Origin of the sequence: Rhodobacter sp. 24-YEA-8, assembly GCF_900105075.1 — a bacterium.
GTDB lineage: Bacteria > Pseudomonadota > Alphaproteobacteria > Rhodobacterales > Rhodobacteraceae > Pseudogemmobacter.
Genome location: NZ_FNSK01000005.1, coordinates 167,489 through 182,749, shown reverse-complemented (window position 1 = coordinate 182,749; position 15,261 = coordinate 167,489). Strand labels below are relative to the sequence as shown.

General features: G+C 63.1%; 15 protein-coding genes. 2 read left to right on the top strand and 13 right to left on the bottom strand.

The genetic code is table 11. The annotated features are described in order from the left end of the window. Window positions 1-14: 14 nt before the first annotated feature. From BLW25_RS22380 to otsB, 3 genes are read right to left on the bottom strand one after another with little or no spacing between them, the layout of a single operon-like run. Window positions 15-1,451 carry an alpha,alpha-trehalose-phosphate synthase (UDP-forming) gene (locus BLW25_RS22380; RefSeq protein WP_092904308.1) on the bottom strand — a complete coding sequence of 479 codons (1,437 nt, stop codon included), beginning with the start codon at window positions 1,449-1,451 and terminating at the stop codon, window positions 15-17. Further along, window positions 1,448-3,280 carry a glycoside hydrolase family 15 protein gene (locus BLW25_RS22375; protein ID WP_092904306.1) on the bottom strand — a complete coding sequence of 611 codons (1,833 nt, stop codon included), beginning with the start codon at window positions 3,278-3,280 and terminating at the stop codon, window positions 1,448-1,450. The genes BLW25_RS22380 and BLW25_RS22375 overlap by 4 nt, the downstream gene beginning before the upstream one ends. Window positions 3,281-3,285: 5 nt before the next feature. Continuing rightward, window positions 3,286-4,062 carry a trehalose-phosphatase gene (gene otsB, locus BLW25_RS22370; RefSeq protein WP_216279490.1) on the bottom strand — a complete coding sequence of 259 codons (777 nt, stop codon included), beginning with the start codon at window positions 4,060-4,062 and terminating at the stop codon, window positions 3,286-3,288. A 388-nt stretch (window positions 4,063-4,450) separates the two neighbouring features. On the opposite strand from otsB, the gene BLW25_RS22365 reads away from it, so the two are divergent. Further along, entirely contained in the window at window positions 4,451-4,930 is a 480-nt protein-coding gene (locus BLW25_RS22365) for a pyridoxamine 5'-phosphate oxidase family protein (RefSeq protein WP_092904302.1), read from the top strand. 214 nt (window positions 4,931-5,144) lie between these two features. On the opposite strand, the gene BLW25_RS24565 is transcribed toward BLW25_RS22365, so the two are convergent. Together BLW25_RS24565 and BLW25_RS22355 are read right to left on the bottom strand one after the other, a co-directional pair. Continuing rightward, entirely contained in the window at window positions 5,145-5,615 is a 471-nt protein-coding gene (locus BLW25_RS24565) for a hypothetical protein (RefSeq protein ID WP_171909719.1), read from the bottom strand. 172 nt (window positions 5,616-5,787) lie between these two features. Beyond that, on the bottom strand, window positions 5,788-6,525 hold the full coding sequence (locus BLW25_RS22355) for an SDR family oxidoreductase (RefSeq protein WP_092904298.1): 738 nt from the start codon (window positions 6,523-6,525) through the stop codon (window positions 5,788-5,790). A gap of 161 nt (window positions 6,526-6,686) precedes the next feature. On the opposite strand from BLW25_RS22355, the gene BLW25_RS22350 reads away from it, so the two are divergent. Continuing rightward, window positions 6,687-7,586 (top strand): LysR family transcriptional regulator, encoded by a 900-nt coding sequence (locus BLW25_RS22350; protein WP_092904448.1) that lies wholly within the window; start codon window positions 6,687-6,689, stop codon window positions 7,584-7,586. Window positions 7,587-7,649: 63 nt separating this feature from the next. Here BLW25_RS22350 and BLW25_RS22345 read toward each other — a convergent pair whose 3' ends face one another. From BLW25_RS22345 to BLW25_RS22310, 8 genes are all read right to left on the bottom strand, one after another. Further along, window positions 7,650-8,213: an NAD(P)H oxidoreductase gene (locus BLW25_RS22345; RefSeq protein WP_171909718.1), complete on the bottom strand. Its 564-nt coding sequence runs from the start codon at window positions 8,211-8,213 to the stop codon at window positions 7,650-7,652. 66 nt (window positions 8,214-8,279) lie between these two features. Further along, window positions 8,280-9,326, bottom strand: a complete 1,047-nt coding sequence (locus tag BLW25_RS22340; RefSeq protein ID WP_092904294.1) for an ABC transporter ATP-binding protein — start codon at window positions 9,324-9,326, stop codon at window positions 8,280-8,282. After that, window positions 9,323-10,120, bottom strand: a complete 798-nt coding sequence (locus tag BLW25_RS22335; RefSeq protein WP_092904292.1) for an ABC transporter permease — start codon at window positions 10,118-10,120, stop codon at window positions 9,323-9,325. Before BLW25_RS22335 ends, BLW25_RS22340 begins: the two co-directional genes overlap by 4 nt. Further along, window positions 10,120-11,031 carry an ABC transporter permease gene (locus BLW25_RS22330; RefSeq protein ID WP_092904290.1) on the bottom strand — a complete coding sequence of 304 codons (912 nt, stop codon included), beginning with the start codon at window positions 11,029-11,031 and terminating at the stop codon, window positions 10,120-10,122. The genes BLW25_RS22335 and BLW25_RS22330 overlap by 1 nt, the downstream gene beginning before the upstream one ends. 22 nt (window positions 11,032-11,053) lie before the next feature. Beyond that, the gene (locus BLW25_RS22325) at window positions 11,054-12,085 is read right to left on the bottom strand and encodes an ABC transporter substrate-binding protein (protein WP_092904288.1); all 1,032 of its coding nucleotides are present in this window, start codon (window positions 12,083-12,085) and stop codon (window positions 11,054-11,056) included. A gap of 33 nt (window positions 12,086-12,118) precedes the next feature. After that, window positions 12,119-13,123 (bottom strand): membrane dipeptidase, encoded by a 1,005-nt coding sequence (locus BLW25_RS22320; protein ID WP_092904286.1) that lies wholly within the window; start codon window positions 13,121-13,123, stop codon window positions 12,119-12,121. Window positions 13,124-13,172: 49 nt separating this feature from the next. Continuing rightward, window positions 13,173-13,805 carry a glutathione S-transferase family protein gene (locus tag BLW25_RS22315; RefSeq protein WP_092904284.1) on the bottom strand — a complete coding sequence of 211 codons (633 nt, stop codon included), beginning with the start codon at window positions 13,803-13,805 and terminating at the stop codon, window positions 13,173-13,175. 12 nt (window positions 13,806-13,817) lie between these two features. Next, window positions 13,818-15,233 (bottom strand): amidohydrolase family protein, encoded by a 1,416-nt coding sequence (locus BLW25_RS22310; protein WP_171909717.1) that lies wholly within the window; start codon window positions 15,231-15,233, stop codon window positions 13,818-13,820. Between the last annotated feature and the right edge of the window lie 28 nt (window positions 15,234-15,261).

Here is a 15,261-nt window from a genome sequence, read left to right as displayed (position 1 = left end):
AACTGGCATCCGGGTCAGACAACAGTCTGACCCGGCGCGCGGCGCCCGGCTTCGGTGCCAGAGGCGAGAACCGGGCGGACATCCCCGAGCTGCGCCATATAGTTCCGGCACCAGGCAAAGACATCATGCTCTGCCAGAACCGCCGTCATGGCGGCGTGGCGCGCCTTGCGCTCGTCGCGGGTCATCGTAACCGCCTGCGCAATGGCGCGCGTTATGGTTTCTTCGTCATAGGGGTTCACCAGCAGCGCGCCGTCCCGCAATTCGGCGGCGGCCCCGGCGAAGCGGGACAGGATGAGGGTGCCCGGATCCTCGGGATCCTGAGCCGCGACATATTCCTTGGCCACCAGATTCATGCCGTCGCGCAGTGGCGTGACCAGCCCGATCCTGGCGATCCGGTAAAGCCCCGCCAGCGTCTGCTGGCCGAAGGCGCGGTTCACATAGCGCACCGGCATCCAGTCAAGCCGGCTGTGCATGCCATTGATCTGCCCGGCCAGCCCGGCCACTTCCTGGCGCAATGTGTCATATTGCGCGACGCCTTCGCGCGTCTGGGGTGTGACCTGCAGATAGGTCACCCGGCCCAGCCATTCCGGACTGGATTCAAGAAAGCGCCCAAAGGCATGCATGCGCTGTGGCAGACCCTTGGTATAATCAAGCCGGTCAACCCCCATGATCAGCATCCGCCCCTCCAGCGAGGCGCGGAATTTGCGCATCGCGACATTGCGCACGGCATTCGCGGCGGTGCGGCCAAAGGCTGCCGCATCGATGCTGATCGGGAAGGCACCGACCCTGAACCGGCGGCCCTCGGCAAGATGGGTGCCATCCTCTCCCGGCACCGGCTTTGCCACTCCGCTGCGACTGAGGCAAAGGCTGAAATTCCCGGCATCCGGTGCGGTCTGAAAGCCCAGGAGATCATAGGAGGTCATCGCCCGCAGCAATGTCTCGCCCACCGGGAGGGTGAGGAAAACATCCGGCGCGGGCCAGGGGATATGCATGAAAAACCCGATCCGGTTGGTGATGCCCAGCTTTCGCAGCTCGGCCGCAAGCGGGATCAGGTGGTAATCATGGATCCAGATCAGATCGCCTTTGCGGATCAGAGGCGCGAGGCGCCCGGCAAAGTGCCGGTTGACGCGAAAATACCCCTCGGCGTCGCGACGGCTGTAATCCGTAAGGTCGATCCGGTAATGGCACAAAGGCCAGAGCACGCTGTTTGCGAGGCCGTTGTAATATTCCGACAGATCGCGCTCTGACAAATCGCTCAGCGCATAGGTGATCTGGCCTTCCTCAAAAAGCTTCAGCGCTCCGGGATCCTCCTCGCCAGAGGATTGCCCCGACCAGCCCATCCAGACCCCACCGCGTTCCTGCAGCGCGGCCCGGACGGCCACCGCAAGCCCGCCCTGTGGCGGGCGGTCGGGCGCGGGCACCCGGTTCGAGACGACGATCAGGCGGCTCACAGCACATCCTCCCAGGGGCGCGACAGCGCCATCGCGGCATTGATCAGCCCGACCATGGAATAGGTCTGCGGGAAATTGCCCCAAAGCTCGCCGCTTTCGACATGGACGCCCTCTGACAGAAGGCCGAGATGGTTCCGCCGCGCCAGTACATCGGCAAAGATCTCGCGCGCCTCGTCTTTGCGCCCGGTGCGCACCAGCGCGTCGATCAGCCAGAAGGTGCAGGCGGTAAAGGCGGTCTCGGGCGCGCCGAAATCATCGGGGCGGCGGTAACGGTAAAGGTGGTTTCCGAACCGCAGATCCGCCTCGCAGGCGGCCACAGTGGCCAGAAAGCGCGGATCATCGGCGGCGATAAAGCCGGTCTGCGCCATCAGAAGCAGGCTCGCATCCACCTCATCCCCGCCGAACGCGGCCACGAAGCAGCCGCGATCAGCGTTCCAGCCGAGGCGGAAGATCGCCTCCCTGATCTGCGACGCGCTGGCGGACCAGCGCGCGGCCTCGGGCGCGAGGCCCAGCTTACCGGCGATCCGCGCCAGACGGTCGCAGGCCGCCCAGCACATCAGTGCGGAATGGGTATGGACCTCTTCGCGGGTGCGGAACTCCCACAGCCCGGCATCAGGCTGGTCCCAGCAGGCCTCGGCCTCGGCGCCCAGCTTTTCCAGCCGGCGGAACAGGGCCTCATCGCCCATATCGGGCAGGCGTTCGTCAAAGAAACACTGGATTGCCGCCAGGATGACGGAACCGTAGCCGTCATTCTGCACCTGGGCGAAAGCCGCATTGCCCCGCCGGACCGGGCCGAAACCGCGATAGCCCGGCAGGGCTGCGACGATATGCTCGTCCACCACGCGCTCCAGCCCGAGGCCGAACAGCGGCTGCATATAGCCGCTGTCAGACCCCGCCGCGAGGTTTGACACATAGCTGAGGTAGTTTTCCATTGTCCTGGTGGCGTTGAGACTGTTCAGCGCCTGGACAGTGAAATAGCTGTCGCGGAGCCAGCAGAAGCGGTAATCCCAGGTCCGTCCGCTGGCGCCATATTCCGGGATCGAGGTGGTCAGGGCTGCGACGATCGCGCCGGTTTCCTCGTTCGAGCAGAGCTTCAGCGTGATTGCCGCGCGGATCACCACATCCTGGAAATCGGCGGGCAGCGCCAGGCTGCGGACCCAGTTCCGCCAGTAATCCGTGGTCTCTTGCAGGAAATGGCGCGCCACGACCATCGGATGATCCGTCAGGCTCTCATCCGGCCCGAGGATAAAAGCCTGCGGATGTTCCAGCAGGAAAGGGGTCTCCGCCAGGATGTAATCGACCGGCGCATCGGTGGTCAGGCGCAGCACTTCCGGCCCGAGGATATAGCGGATATGGCTGGTGCCCCGCGTGAGTACCGGTGCATCGGCGCCATAGTCTGCCCGCGGCCGCAGCGAGACCGTCAGCCTGGGCGTGCCGCGCAGCGGCTCGACAATGCGCAGAACCGAATAACCGCGAAACATGCGGCCGTTGCGCATGAAACGCGGCGCAAAATCGAGGATCCGCGCTTCATTGCCGTGTTCATCGGTCAGGATCGTTTCGAGGATCGCGGTGTTGCGCAGATAGCGCTGGCGGCTATCGGTCTGACGGTCCAGCCGGATACGCCAGGCACCGTCCTGCACGCCTGTTGCATCCCCCGCAACGCCACCCAGCAGCCCGCAGAAGACCGGGTCGCCATCCATGCGCGGAACGCACATCCAGTCCAGCCCGCCGTCCCGGTCGATCAGGGCGGCAAGGCTGGCATTGCCGATCACGGCGCGATCAAGTCCCGCATCAGAGCGGGCGCGGGTGGCAGTTTTACGATCTGTCATAAAGCTCAGTCTCCTGCGCCGGTCAGTCCGGCGAGCTGACGTAACCAGGCCCGGAAGGCGGCCGGGCTGGCAATTCGTGCGGTGGCAGCGCTCGGGCTGTCCTGTGCTCCGATGCGGATTGTGATCCCCCCGAGGGCATTGGCCGCCGTGAACATGGCCTCGTCTGTGAGGTCATCGCCGGCGGCCAGGGGGCGGCGGCTGTTAAACGGGGGCGATGCCATAAGGTTCCGGAGCGCGGCCCCCTTATCGGCACCAGCGGGGCAGAGTTCGATGACGCATTTCCCCTCCCGCAACCGGTAAAGGGGGCCCGCTACACGCGCGGCCTCTGCCATGATCCGTTCTGCCGCTTTGCGCAGTTCAGGGGCCTGTCGGTAATGCAGGGCGAAGGCCGCGCCCTTATCCTCGGTCAGCAATCCGAGGTCTCGGGCCGCATTTTGCATCCCTGAGAAGGCCGCCTGAAATGATTGAGTTTCCCTTGGCGGCGCGGCAATCGCGGCAATCCCTGTCCCAACCGCTGTGGAGGGGCGCAGCTCGACCCCGTGCAGTCCGGCCACCGTGAAACGATGCGCGGGGAACAGGGCATCGACAAAAGCCACCTGACGACCCGTCACCAAAGCCAATGCACCTTCCGTCCGGCGCTCCAGCTGCCGCAGCAACGCGCCCAGCCCCGGTTCTGCCGCCACCTGATCCGGCGTTGCTGCCAGATCGAGCAGGGTTCCATCCAGATCCAGGAAGAGCGCAACCTTGCCGGGATCTGGCAGAGCCGGCCCGTTCTCGGTCACCCAAGAAGGTGTCCGGGGCGATGCTGAGACCGGCGGTTCTGCAATGCCCTGGCCTTCCGACGGGGCTTCCGGTGACGCTTCCTGTCGATTTTTCGCAACCATATCAGGAATAGTGGGCATATCGCGTCCGGGTTGCAAACCGGGGGCGCGGATCTTCGCCTGGCGATATATCTGCCGACGAGGCTGGGCACATGTTCAACACGCAGTGCAGGGCCAGCCTGTCAACTGTTACGCGCGCCCTGGGTATCATTCCCGTGCCATCTGCGCCACTGCGCGCCTCTGACGGCATAAACCTGCTTATCGCGCAAATGTTGCACATCAGGGCCGGAGGGGCGGGAACAGATCGGTCTTTCGCCGGTTCAGACCCCGACAGCAACAGGAGGACGTTATGTCGACAGCCGCTGAACTGGAGACCAGACTCTGGACCGCCCTGCGCTCGGACCGTTTGCTTATGCTGGGCCTTGCCGGCAAGGATGATGGCCATACCCGGCCCATGACCGCAATCCTTGAGAACGAGGATCGGGGCCCGATCTGGTTTTTCACCAGCACCGACAATGAGATCGTGACCGCAGGCGGCGGGCGCGCAGTGGCGGCCTTTGTCTCAAAAGGCCATGATCTCTTTGCGACGATTCATGGCAAAGTGACCATCGACACTGATCCGCTGGTGGTTGATCGCCTCTGGAACAGCATGATTGCAGCCTGGTTCGACGGCAAGGATGACCCGAACCTGCGCCTTCTGCGCCTGGATCCGGAAGGTGCGCAGATCTGGGAGAACGCCTCCTCGATCCTCGCAGGTTTCAGAGCGCTGTTCGGCGCCGACCCAAAGGAAGATTACAAGAGCAAAGTGGCCGCAGTCCCGTTGCGCTGATGTGGTGAGATGCAAGCGGGGCCGCAACCCGGATGGCCCCTGAAGACGTGAACCAAGGCCGGTAAGCTAATGGCAGATGTGAATGTTCGGGCCTGGCAGGCCGGGCGCGCCTTCTGCACGCCGCTGTCAATGTAGGGCGTGCTGAACGGGCATGAGATCACCGTCAGACGGTTGCGCCCTATGGCGTATACTTTACGTATATGCATCCTGGCGTTTATTCACGTTTTATACGCTTCAGCATATTCTCCTCTCTAACAGACCTCGTGCTGGCCAGCCTGCGACAGGCGACGATTTCCACCATCGAAACGGCCGGGAAACCGACGAAGCTGCGGTCGATCCTGGTCGCCATGACCTGGAGATTCAGATTGCGGCCCGCTCGCTGGGCAACAAAGCGGAAATTGAAGACCTGTTCTGATAGGGGTGCATACGGCCTTGCAGAGGGTGCAGGCCTTGCTGAAGAACCGCCCTGCTCTGGCATAAGAACCAGTAGAAAAAGCCGCATGGCACCACGCCGACACCCCATATCTTTCAAACGCAGATCGGCCGGTTGCCGGGTCGGATCGATCTGCAGGACGGCGTCGAAAGCGAGTTCTGCTGCCTGACGCCTGCGAGAGCTTTCGGGCTGCCGGTCAACGAGGCCGGAAGGGAAAATTTCGGTGCAACCAGCGCGTGGCTTGTCGAGCATTTCGACCGGATCTGGTCCCGTGACGGCCGCTACCTCTTGACGCCACTTTACGTCATCGTGACCGCGCAGCCGGTGGCCGGCAGATCGAACAGACGCAAAAAAGATGGCGCTGTCTGCCGGTGACAGTCGCCACTATTGCCTCGACCAGATCCAGGGCCCGGGATGGGCCCTGTCAGATCATGCCGCCATTGGCGCGCAGCACCTGGCCGTTGACCCAGCCACCATCGGGGCCGACGAGGAAGGCAACCACCGCCGCGATGTCTTCGGGGCTGCCGAGCCGTTCTAGCGGGTTCATCTTTGCCAGATGCCCGACAAGCTCGGGCGTCTTGCCATCGAGGAACAGCGCGGTCGCGGTCGGCCCGGGCGCGACTGCATTGACGGTGATCGAGCGGCCCCGCAATTCCTTGGCCAGAATGCCGGTCAGCGTCTCGACTGCGGCTTTGGTGGCGGCATAAATGCCGTAGGTTTCGAGTTTCAACCCCACCACGCTGGTCGAGAAATTCACGATGCGCCCCCCGTCGCGCAGGCGTTTTGCCGCCTCGCGCAGGGTGTGGATCGTGCCTTTCAGGTTGATATCGATCTGGCTGTCGATCAGCGCGTCTTCGCTCTGGCCGATCGGGGCCAGCTTCATGATTCCGGCATTGTTGACGAGAACATCAATCCCCCCGAAGGCGGCCTCGACAGTGTCGAACAAACGGGTGACGGCCCGGGCATCACTGACATCGGCCTGGGCGGTGAGGGCCCTGCCGCCCGCCATTTCGATGGCGGCTGCAAGCTCTTCGGCCGGCCCGACCGAGCCTGCGTAATTGATGACGACGCTGTAGCCGTCGGCGGCAAGGCGACGGGCGATGGCCGCGCCGATGCCGCGAGACGCGCCGGTGACAAGGGCGACCTTATTGCTGTCAGTCATATCATTTCTCCTGTGTTCAGCGCCGATGCGCCGGATTGCAGGGAATATGCGCCTTTCCATGATGCGGATAATTACTTATGTTCTGGCATCACTATTCCATTGATACGAACAAAAGCGGGCCGGGTTTCGCAGCTCCCGGCCTGAGAAACAGAGCAGAGACCATGGACCGACTGGATGCGATGCGGCTCTTCACGCGGGTCGTCGAAAGACGGAGCTTCACCCAGGCGGCCTTTGATCTCGACATTCCACGCTCTACCGCGACCCAGGTGATCCGGCATATGGAAGACCGGCTCGGCACGCGGCTGCTTCAGCGCACGACGCGCAGCGTGCGGCCGACCCTCGACGGGGAGGCATATTACCGGCGCTGCATCACTATCCTTGCCGATGTCGAGAATGCCGAAGGGGCTTTTGCCGGCGCCACGCCAGCGGGGCCGCTGCGTGTGGATGTGCATGGCACATTGGCGCGCCATTTCATTCTGCCCGCCCTGCCGCAGTTTCTGGAGCGCTATCCCGGGATCGCGCTTTACATGAGCGAGGGCGACCGGCTGGCAGATCTTGTGCGCGAGGGGATCGATTGTGTGCTGCGTGTCGGTCAGCCGCAGGACAGCGAAATGATCGTGCGCCGACTTGCCAGCCTGGCAGAGGTTACCCTTGCCTCACCGGATTATCTTGCCAGGTCCGGCAATCCCGCTGATCTCGACGCGCTTGGCACCGGCCATCGCATGGTCGGATTTCATTCGACGGCCACCGGAAGGGTGCTGCCGCTGGAATTCTCGGTTGGCGGCAAGGTGCGCGAGGTGATCCTGCCGACAACGCTTACCGTCAATGCCGCCGAAAGCTATGTCGACGCCGCGAGGCTGGGCCTCGGACTGATCCAGGTGCCGCGTTACCATGCGCAGGCCGCAATGGATGCGGGCGAGCTGGTCGAGGTGCTGCCCGCCAACTTGCCGCCGCCCATGCCGGTTTCGCTTCTTTATCCCAGCAACCGACAGCTGTCGCCGAGGGTGCGAGTGCTCATCGACTGGGCGGCGCAGCAGTTCGCCAGCGGTCAGCGCATTTAACAGCGTGCAGGCGGCCCGCGCCACGCATCTGCCACACGCGCCGGGCCCTTGTCGGTATAGGCTTCAGAATGTCCGGCCGAGCATCGCTGCCCGGTCCAGCAGGCCGGAGCGGCCGCTTTCTGACCCTGTACTGCCATGCAGAAGCTCCAGAGAGGCTTCCTCTATGCCGCAATAATTGAGGACGCCCTGCACCAGCTGTGTCTGCATCGCGCTGTCATAGCTGCGCTTCGCATATTGCCCGGCATCGGCTGAGGCGAGGCCGATCAGCAGGGCCTTGTTATGCGTCAGTTTGCGCGCGCCATAGGCCCAGTCACGGTTCCAGACCCGGTCGATCCAGCCCTTGCTTGTGGCTGGCAGCGACCACCACCAGACCGGAAACACAAAGGCGAGCGCGTCGTTTCTCGTGACGCGCGCCTGTTCGGCCAGAACGGCGGGGCTGTAGATTTTGCCGGGCGCATCACGATCAGGCTCATCTTCCACGCCCAGGCGCGGATCAAAGCCTTCCGCGCGCAGATCGGCGATTTCGGCCTTGTGCCCTGCCTCCTGCAGTCCGTCGACAAAGCGGTCCAGAACTGCGCCGCAGAACGAATTCCGGCGCGGGTGATCGAAAACGACCAGGACGTTCAAATCGGGCCTCCATACTCTTGTGATGCGTCATCTGGCCCTGCCGGTTCCGGCAGTGGCCCTGACAGCTCAGGGCAGAATCCAGGGTTGCCGCAGGATGCAGAGGGACACCTGTTCTCCCGGACGCAGATCCGGGGACAGGTCGGGCGCCTGCCTCACCAGAATCTGGGCTCCGGATGCGAGGCGGACCAGAAATTCGACGACCGGCCCCAGGAACGCGATGTCGGCAATGGTGCCGGACAGGGCAGCTGATCCGGGCTCGCGGCGGAGAACGGTGAAATCCTCGGGCCGGAACAGGGCCGCGCCTTTGCCGGGCTGCAGACCCGGCGTTCCTGCGGAATCCGCACCCGCAAAGGCGTCGACGGGGCGGCCTTCGGCGAACATCTCTGCCGGCAGAAGGTTCGAATGCCCGACAAAACCCGCGACAAAGGCGGTGCCTGGCTTCTGGTAGACCTCTCCTGGCGTCGCGAACTGTTCGACCGTGCCATTGTGAAAGACCGCGATGCGATCAGAAAGCCGCATCGCCTCTTCCTGATCATGGGTGACGTAAAGGATCGTCGCGCCGGTGCTGTCATGGATCCGTCTGATCTCGCGCTGCAGATCCAGTTTCAGGCTCTGATCCAGCGCGGCCAGCGGTTCGTCCATCAGGAGCATCTCCGGCTCGTAGGCCAGCGCGCGCGCAAGGGCGACCCTTTGCTGCTGCCCGCCCGAGAGGGAATCCGGCCTGCGGCCCGCAAACTCCTCAAGCCGCACAAGCGCCAGCATCTCCTGGAGCCGCCGCTTTTGCCGCTGCCGGTCCCATTTGCGCATCTTCATCGGGAAGGCGATGTTTTCGGCCACGGTCAGATGCGGGATCAGGGTGTATCTCTGAAAGACCATGCCGATATTGCGCAGGTTCGGCGCCACCGGCAGCAGCGAGTCACCGGCAAGCCGGATATCCCCGGTGCTGGGTGTTTCAAGCCCTGCGATCATATAGAGCAGCGTCGATTTGCCCGAACCGGACGGGCCCAGAAAGGTGACGAATTCGCCGCGTCCGATCTCCAGGCTGACATCGCGCACGGCGATGCTTTGGCCAAAAGATTTGCTGAGCGCGTCGATTGAAAGCCAGGCTGTCATCTGCCCCTCCGCGTAAGGATTGCCGCGATCAGCAGCAGGATCAGTGAAAAGGCCAGCACCATCGTAGAGGCCACCGCGATCACCGGAGTCAGATCCTGGCGCAGGGTGGTCCAGAGCTTGACCGGCAGGGTTTGCAGGTTGGGCCCCGCCATGAAGATCGAGATGACGATCTCGTCCCAGGAAATCAGGAAGGCGAAGATCACCGCTGTGATGATGCTGAGACGAATGGCAGGAAAGGTCACATGCAGCCGCGCCCGCCAGCGGCTGGCGCCGCACAGGACGGCGGCATCCTCAAGCGCGGGGTCAAAGCTGTTCAGCCCGTTCACAAGGATGATCACCGTGAAGGGCAGAGCCACGATGGCATGGGACAGCACAAAGCCGATGAATGTGTCATTCAGCCCGACCCGCAGCGCGAGGGAATAGATCCCGACGGCCAGAACGACCACCGGCAGCACCATCGGCATCAAAAGCAGCATATGCAGCCACCAGGCCCCGCGCAGCCTGCCGCGGCTCATTGCAAGGGCTGCGCCCAGCCCGAAGACCACCGCAATCACCGCCGCCGCAAGGCCCACCCGCAGGCTGGCACCGAGGGCCGCAAACCAGCCGGGATCGGCGAAAAACGCCTCATACCATTTCAGCGTCCATCCCGGCGGCGGGAAGATCAGCCAGCGGGACGATCCGAAGGACAAAAGCACGATGAAAACGACCGGCAGCAGCAGAAATGCGGCCACCAGCAGGCCGATCCCGATCAGCACCCAGCGGATGGCACCGAGATGACGGAAATCCAGTAACATCAGCTGCCTCCCTTTGCGGAACGCAGCGGGTCGAACAGCCGCAGCTGCAGGGCATAGGCCGCAAGCGTGATGGCAAAGAGGATAAAGGCCGCCGCCGCACCCAGACCCCAACGTAGCAGGGATTGCACCAGATGCACGATCAGCTCGGCCAGCATCATGGTTGAACTGCCACCCAGCATGACGGGCGTGATGAAATAGCCCAGCGACATGACAAAGACCATCAGGGCGCCTGCCGCGATCCCCGGCGCGCAGGCCGGCAGGAAGACATGCAAGAAGCACTGCCATCGGTTTGCGCCGCAAAGCGCGGCGGCCCGCAACAGGCCCGGCTCGATCGCCCGCATCGTGCTGAGCAGGGGAAAGATCACGAAAGGCAGCAGGATATAGGTCATCCCGATCACGACCCCGGTCATATTGTTGACAAGGCTCAGCGGCTCCGAAATGAGGCCAAGCCCTTTCAGCATCCGGTTGATCACCCCATTGGACTGCAACAGGATCAGCCAGGCAAAGCTGCGCGTCAGCAGGCTGGTCCACATTGAAATGAAGATCAGTCCCAGCAGCGCCATACCCCAGAACCGGTTTGACACCGCGATCAGCCAGGCGACGGGAAAGCCGATCAGCACCGTCACCACGGTCACCACCGATGCGATGGAGAATGTGTTGAGCAAGACCGTGCGATAGGCCCCGGATTGCAGCAATTCGGCATAATTCCCGAGCCCGGCTTCGGGCTCGAGAATGCTTCTGGCCAGCAGCAGCGCGACCGGCAGGATGAAGAAAAACAGAACCAGCAGCAGCGCCGGACCCGCAAGGGTCGCGGTCGCTCCCTCAAGCCTAGTGCGCAGCCCCGCGCTCCGGCTCCGTGGGGCAGGGCCTGTCAGCAGCACGGAGCGGGTCTTGTCAGGGCCTGTCTGCATCTGTTTTTCCCCTCATGACGGATCAGCCCGCCTGCCACTCATACCAGCGCGCGCTGATTGCGTCGCGATTTGCGGCCCACCAGGCGATGTCCAGCGGCACATTCTGTGCTGCATGTTCGCTGGGCTGATAGGGCAGGATCTCTGCCGCCAGCTCAGGGATCGCGCCGGGATTGGTCGGGCCATAGGCCGAGAGATTGGCCATACGGGCCTGGCCTTCTGCGCTGCCCGCATAGGCAAGGAAACGCATCGCCGCCTCTTTGTTCGGCGTGCCTTTGGGCACGACCAGCACATCGGCCGCGACCAGATTCTGATCCCAGGAAATGCCGATATCCAGCCCGTCCTGGATCAGCGACCAGAGGCGCCCGCTCCAGAGCATCCCGATCCTGGTCTCGCCCGAGGCGACCAGCTGCTGCGATTCCGCGCCGCTGCTGTACCAGACGATCTGCGATTTGATCTGGTCAAGTTTTTTGAATGCGCGGTCCAGATCGAGGGGATAGAGATCCTCGGGCTTCACGCCATCTGCCAGCAGCGGCACCTCCAGAAGGCCCGGTCCGACCCATTTGTAATAGGCGCGTTTGCCCGGGAATTTCTCGAGATCGAAAAGATCCGCCCAGCCTGCGGGATCGGCGTCAAAGCTGCCTTTGACAAAGCCGAGCACATGGGTCGAGACATAGCTGCCAATGGTGTAATCGGTCACGAAGCGCGGATCATGGGAATCGCGGTCAATGATCGAGAAATCCAGCTTCTCCAGCAGGCCCGCATTGCCGGCATAGACGCCGAAGTCATGCTCGACATCGACCACGTCCCAGGTGACGTTGCCGGCCTCGACCATCGCCTGCAGCTTGCCGTAATCCGAGGGGCCACCCGGGGCGACTTTGATCCCGGTCGCCTCGGTGAAGGGGCCGATCCATGCCTCTTCCTGGGCGGCCTGGGTGGTGCCGCCCCAGCTGATGAAATTGACCACTTTCCCATCGGCCAGGGCACTGCGTGCGCCGATCAGGGCCAGCGCGGTGCCCGAGCCGAGAGCGGCGAGGAGAGAACGTCGGTTTAACATGGGTTTCTGTCCTGTTTTCGGTATGAGGGGAAATCAGCCGAGGATCCGGCGATAGTAATCCAGCCAGTTCTGGCCGAGGAAATCGTCGATCTGCTCCTCGGTCCATTTGCGGCGCGCAAGTTCATCGGCGAGGCGCGGCAGGTCGGCGGGCGTGCGCATCCATTCCGGCCAGACCGGCGGCACCACCGGCGCCCAGTCATAGGTCGAGCGACCGGTGCGGACCTGGCGGATATAAGACAGCGGACGACGCCAGACGAAATCAGTGCCAAGCCCCAGCGATTTGTGGCCCACCACAGAGGCAGCGTGTTCCACCATATCGACGAAGGTCTCCAGCTTGCAGTCGATCCCGCCGGGAAGCATCGCGGGGAACAGCACCATCCCGAACATGCCGCCGGTTTCGGCAACCTTCTTCAGCACATCATCGGATTTCAGCCGGTGGGTCAGCTCGAATTTATGGCCGTATTTCGTGCCGAAGCTGGACGGGTTGGAATGGGTGACGGCGATCGGCTGGCTCGAATGCTCGATACTGTCCAGCGTGGTGCGCAACCCGCAATGCGACACATCGACGATCATGCCGAGGCGGTTCATCTCGGAAATGATCTTCTTGCCGTAAAGCGACAGCCCGCTGTCATTTGGCTCCAGGCAGCCCGAACCCGCAAGACCCTGGTGATTATAGCTCATCTGCAGGCAACGGATGCCCAGATCATAGAAGATCTCGACCAGCGCCAGGTCATCTTCCAGCGGCAGGGTGTTCTGAAATCCGAGGATGACGGCGGTGCGGCCGCTTTCGGCGATCCGGGTGATGTCATCGGCGGTCCGGGCCTGCTCGATCAAATCGGGATGGTGCCGGAAGGCACGCCGCCAGCGCGAAAGGGCGGACAGCGCGTCACGTGTGTTGTCGAAGGTGTAGTTCATGCAGGTGGTGTGAACACAGGACAATCCGCCCCGGTTCCATTCCTGGAAAACCTCGACATCGCATTCATCGGCCTGCAATCCGTCGATCAGGATGCGGCGTTTCGGAGGGGTGAGTTCGGACATGGTTGCCTCGTCGGTCAGTGATCGGGGGTCGGGTCAGGGAGTGGAGATGTCAGAAGAAAGGGGCGGTGATGGATTCCGCCTGGAAACTGCGCTGTACCGCCGGCCGTTCGACCAGGCTGTCGAGATGGCGGGCGAGATCGGGGAAGCTGCGGGTCGGCTTTGACAGCAGGCGGCACCAGCGCCCGAGGAGCAGCAGGTAGAAATCGGCAATGGAAGGCTGTTCACCGGCAAGCGCGCGCCGCCCCTGCAAGGCCGTATCCAGCACGGCCAGATGGCGCAGAAGATGCTCCTCCATCCGCGCCCGATAGGCAGGCTCGTCTTCGGGCGACACGTAGAATTCGGGGCGGTAATACTGCCAGAAATCCACCTGGACCGTGTTGGTCAGAAAGGTCAGCCACTGATAGGTCAGGGCGCGTTCGCGGCTGCCGGGCGCAGCAATCAATCCGGAATCGGGATGACGGTCCGCCAGATGCAGGCAGATCGCCGCCGCCTCGAACAGCGTCAGATCGCCATCGACCAGCGTCGGAATTCTTCCGTTCGGGTTCAGCGCCAGATAATCCGCGCTTTGATGCTCGCCCTTCTTGCGGTCGACGAGGATCAGCTCATAAGGCGCGCCGATTTCGTTCAGCACAAAATGGGGCGCGAGACTCGCAAGTCCCGGCGCGTAATAGAGTTTGTACATTCTGGAGTTTCCTCAGGTGAGGCCGTTGCTCTGCGGCCGGTCCGGCTGCCATCGCGGTTTCATATCGAGGCGTTCCAGCATCCGCAGATGCGAGCGCCGCGCCTCGTCATAGGCTTTCGCGGCATCAACCAGCTGCGGATGACCGTCCGCCCAGACGAGGACGCCGTTGACGATCACCCTGTCGACCGATTTCGAACCGCAATTATAGACCAGTGACTGCACCGGGTCAGACCAGGGATGGGCCTCGGGCAGATCGGTGCTGCGGATGACGATATCGGCGTATTTTCCCGGCTCCAGCGAGCCGAGATCGGCTGCCATTCCCACCGCTTTCGCGCCGCCGATGGTGGCCAGTTCCAGCACATCCATCGCGGTCATCTGCTGGCCATCGCCCTTGGCGCGGGTGCCCAGAAGCGCCACAAGCCCCTGAAACCCCACATCATAGCGGCAGCCGGAGGCAACACCGTCGCTGGCCAGCGAGACATTGGCGCCGTGGCGCCGCAGCTCGAGATGCCTCGCATGTTTTGCCGCCTGCGCCCCGAGGTTCATCGAGGTCACCGGGCACCAGACCGCCGTCACCCCGGCTTCTGCCGCCAGCTTCGCCTCATCGGGATCGAGGTCATTCATATGGCTGAACGTCATGTTCTCGCCCAGCAAACCGTGATCGGCATAATGGCAGATCGCCCGTTTCCCCAGACGCGCGGCATCGGCCCCGGCATCATGGTGGTCAAAGGACTGATGCATGGTCAGGATCGCGCCATTTGCATCCGCCACCGACTTTGCGGCCAGAAGCAGCTCGTCCGAGGCCGAACCCAGCCCGAAAACCACGACACAGCCGCGGATCAGCGGCTCCTTCTCAGCCGTATTGCGCTTCAGCTGGCCACCCAGCAGACCAAGGCTGCGGTCAAGATCGCGCGCGGCCCGCGACATGTCGTATACGCCATCGCTGATCGGCAGATCCCACAGGAACGGATCCCCGATAAAGCCCCTGATGCCAAGCTCAGCGGCAGCTTCGGCGGCGGCATCGGCATATTTCAGGGTTCCGGCCTCAAGAAAGCAGGTCGTGCCATTCGAGAGCATTTCGAGGCAGTTGAGCATGGTCGCCGCGCGCTCATCGGCAAGATCAGAGAGATCCCACCACCGGCGCAGCACATTCATCATCGTGCCGGTTTCCAGCGTATCCGGCAGCGCGCCCCGGGCCGTGTTCATGAAATGCACATGGGTGTCGATGAAGCCGGGATGAACCGTGCCGCCCTTGGCGTCGATCACCTGATCCGCGCGGTAGCGGGCAAGGAGCTCCGCCTCTGGGCCGACATCAACGATACGCCCGCCACTGATCGCGATCGCCCCGTTGGGCAGGCAGCGCCGCCCGGTATCCATGGTGATGACAAAGCCGTTGCGGATCAGACTATCGACAGGCAGCTGCTCCATGACATAGGCTCCGCTAAGGCTATTACCT

Excerpts from the sequence above, each read along its gene's own strand:
- BLW25_RS22375 (WP_092904306.1), bottom strand. The coding sequence starts at position 3,280 with ATGACAGATCGTAAAACTGCCACCCGCGCCCGCTCTGATGCGGGACTT.
- BLW25_RS22365 (WP_092904302.1), top strand. The coding sequence starts at position 4,451 with ATGTCGACAGCCGCTGAACTGGAGACCAGACTCTGGACCGCCCTGCGC.
- BLW25_RS24565 (WP_171909719.1), bottom strand. The coding sequence starts at position 5,615 with ATGCTCGACAAGCCACGCGCTGGTTGCACCGAAATTTTCCCTTCCGGC.
- BLW25_RS22355 (WP_092904298.1), bottom strand. The coding sequence starts at position 6,525 with ATGACTGACAGCAATAAGGTCGCCCTTGTCACCGGCGCGTCTCGCGGC.
- BLW25_RS22350 (WP_092904448.1), top strand. The coding sequence starts at position 6,687 with ATGGACCGACTGGATGCGATGCGGCTCTTCACGCGGGTCGTCGAAAGA.
- BLW25_RS22340 (WP_092904294.1), bottom strand. The coding sequence starts at position 9,326 with ATGACAGCCTGGCTTTCAATCGACGCGCTCAGCAAATCTTTTGGCCAA.
- BLW25_RS22335 (WP_092904292.1), bottom strand. The coding sequence starts at position 10,120 with ATGTTACTGGATTTCCGTCATCTCGGTGCCATCCGCTGGGTGCTGATC.
- BLW25_RS22330 (WP_092904290.1), bottom strand. The coding sequence starts at position 11,031 with ATGCAGACAGGCCCTGACAAGACCCGCTCCGTGCTGCTGACAGGCCCT.
- BLW25_RS22325 (WP_092904288.1), bottom strand. The coding sequence starts at position 12,085 with ATGTTAAACCGACGTTCTCTCCTCGCCGCTCTCGGCTCGGGCACCGCG.
- BLW25_RS22320 (WP_092904286.1), bottom strand. The coding sequence starts at position 13,123 with ATGTCCGAACTCACCCCTCCGAAACGCCGCATCCTGATCGACGGATTG.
- BLW25_RS22315 (WP_092904284.1), bottom strand. The coding sequence starts at position 13,805 with ATGTACAAACTCTATTACGCGCCGGGACTTGCGAGTCTCGCGCCCCAT.
- BLW25_RS22310 (WP_171909717.1), bottom strand. The coding sequence starts at position 15,233 with ATGGAGCAGCTGCCTGTCGATAGTCTGATCCGCAACGGCTTTGTCATC.